This window comes from Micromonospora sp. NPDC049799 (assembly GCF_040656655.1).
Taxonomy (GTDB): domain Bacteria; phylum Actinomycetota; class Actinomycetes; order Mycobacteriales; family Micromonosporaceae; genus Micromonospora.
Map to the genome: position 1 here is coordinate 1 of NZ_JBFAMU010000745.1, position 1,855 is coordinate 1,855.

The window sequence follows — 1,855 nt, forward strand, 5'->3', positions numbered from 1 at the left end:
CTTCGAGGGGCACCTCGCTCACCAGCGCCGCGAGTTCGCCGTGGCGGACCGCCGTGACCTCCCCCGGCGGGTCGCCGACCCCGGGGGCGTCCGGGCGGACCGGTTCCGGCAGGACGGGCTCCGGCTCGGGAGTAACCTCGACCGGCTCCTCCGGTGCGTCCGTCGGGTCGCCGTCGACGCCGGCCCCCGGGTGGTCCGCCGGATCGAGCCCCTCGGCGGCGCCCCCACCGGTCCCGGGCGTGGCGGCGACCAGGTCCTCCTGCGGGAGGTGGTCGTCGTACGGCTCGGTGAGGGGCATGTGGCAAGTCTCCCACCGCGACCGGGCCCACCGCCTGATGAGTGAGCCGATCTCTCATCCTAGACCGGTGGCGACATCCGGGGCCCGTGGGACGGGAGTGTCGGACCGGACCGCTAGCGTGCCGCCGATGGCACCACAGGAGTACGTCCAGGAGTCGCTGGCCGGTCTCGACCCGGCCGGGAGCGGGGTCGATCCAGCACTGCCGCTGTACGCGACGACGTTCGTGGTGGTCGACCTGGAGACGACCGGCGGCGCCCCGGACGGCGGCGGCATCACCGAGATCGGCGCGGTGAAGGTGCGCGGCGGCGAGGAGCTGGGCGTGCTCGCCACCCTGGTCAACCCGGGCGTGCCCATCCCGCCCTTCATCACCGTGCTCACCGGCATCACCCAGGCCATGCTGCTGCCCGCCCCACCGATCGAGCAGGTGCTGCCGAGCTTCCTGGAGTTCGTCTCCGACGCGGTCCTGGTGGCCCACAACGCCCCCTACGACGTCGGCTTCCTCAAGGCGGCCTGCGCGAAGCACGGCTACCGCTGGCCGAACCCCCGGGTGCTGGACACCGCCGCGCTGGCCCGCCGGGTGCTGACCCGCGACGAGGTGCCCAACCGCAAGCTGGGCACCCTGGCGGCCTACTTCCGCACCGCCACCCAGCCGACCCACCGGGCCCTGGACGACGCCAAGGCGACCGTCGACGTGCTGCACGGGCTGATCGCCCGGCTCGGCGGCCACCGGGTGGACACCGTCGGCGAGGCCATCGAGTTCGCGAAGGCGGTCACACCGACCCAGCGGCGCAAGCGACACCTCGCCGAGGGGCTGCCGAAGGTGCCCGGGGTCTACATCTTCCGGGCCGCCGACGACCGCCCGCTCTACGTCGGCACGTCGGTCGACATCGCCACCCGGGTGCGCAGCTACTTCACCGCGGCCGAGAAGCGGGCCCGCATCTCGGAGATGCTGGCCGCCGCCGAGCGGGTGGAGGCGGTGGAGTGCGCCCACTCGCTGGAGGCGGAGGTCCGGGAGCTGCGGCTGATCGGCGCGCACGCCCCGCCGTACAACCGCCGGTCGAAGTTCCCGGAGCGGGTGGTCTGGCTGAAGCTGACCGACGGGCCGTACCCACGGCTGTCGGTGGTCCGCAACCTCTCCCCCGGCGACGACGCCTACCTGGGGCCGTTCACCTCCCGCCGGGGGGCGGAGCTGGCCGCGGCCGGCTTCCACGACGCTCTGGCGCTGCGGCAGTGCACCCACCGGCTGTCGCTGCGGGCGAAGACGCCGGCCTGCGCGCTGGCCGAGCTGGGTCGTTGCCCGGCGCCCTGCGAGCACAAGATCACCCCGGAGGAGTACGACGCCCGCGCCGTCGCGCCGTTCCGCACGGCGACCGCCAACGATCCACAGGTGGTGGTCGACGCCCTGCTGGCCCGCATCGAGGTGCTCTCCCGGGGCCAGCGCTACGAGGAGGCCACCGTGGTGCGGTCCCGGCTCGCGGCGGTGCTGCGCGCGGCGGTACGCATGCAGCGGCTCGCCGCGCTGACCGGGATCGCCGAGCTGGCCGCCGCCCGGCCGGC

At 74.6% G+C, this 1,855-nt stretch carries 1 protein-coding gene and 1 pseudogene; one reads left to right on the forward strand and one right to left on the reverse strand.

The genetic code is table 11. From position 1 onward, the window contains the following. Nucleotides 1–298 (reverse strand): annotated as a pseudogene (locus AB0I76_RS29030) (hypothetical protein); the annotation flags it as partial. A gap of 127 nt (nucleotides 299–425) precedes the next feature. Here AB0I76_RS29030 and AB0I76_RS29035 point away from each other — a divergent pair. Next, the coding region (locus AB0I76_RS29035; RefSeq protein WP_357042075.1) for a DEDD exonuclease domain-containing protein at nucleotides 426–1,855 on the forward strand (1,430 nt) is incomplete at its 3' end.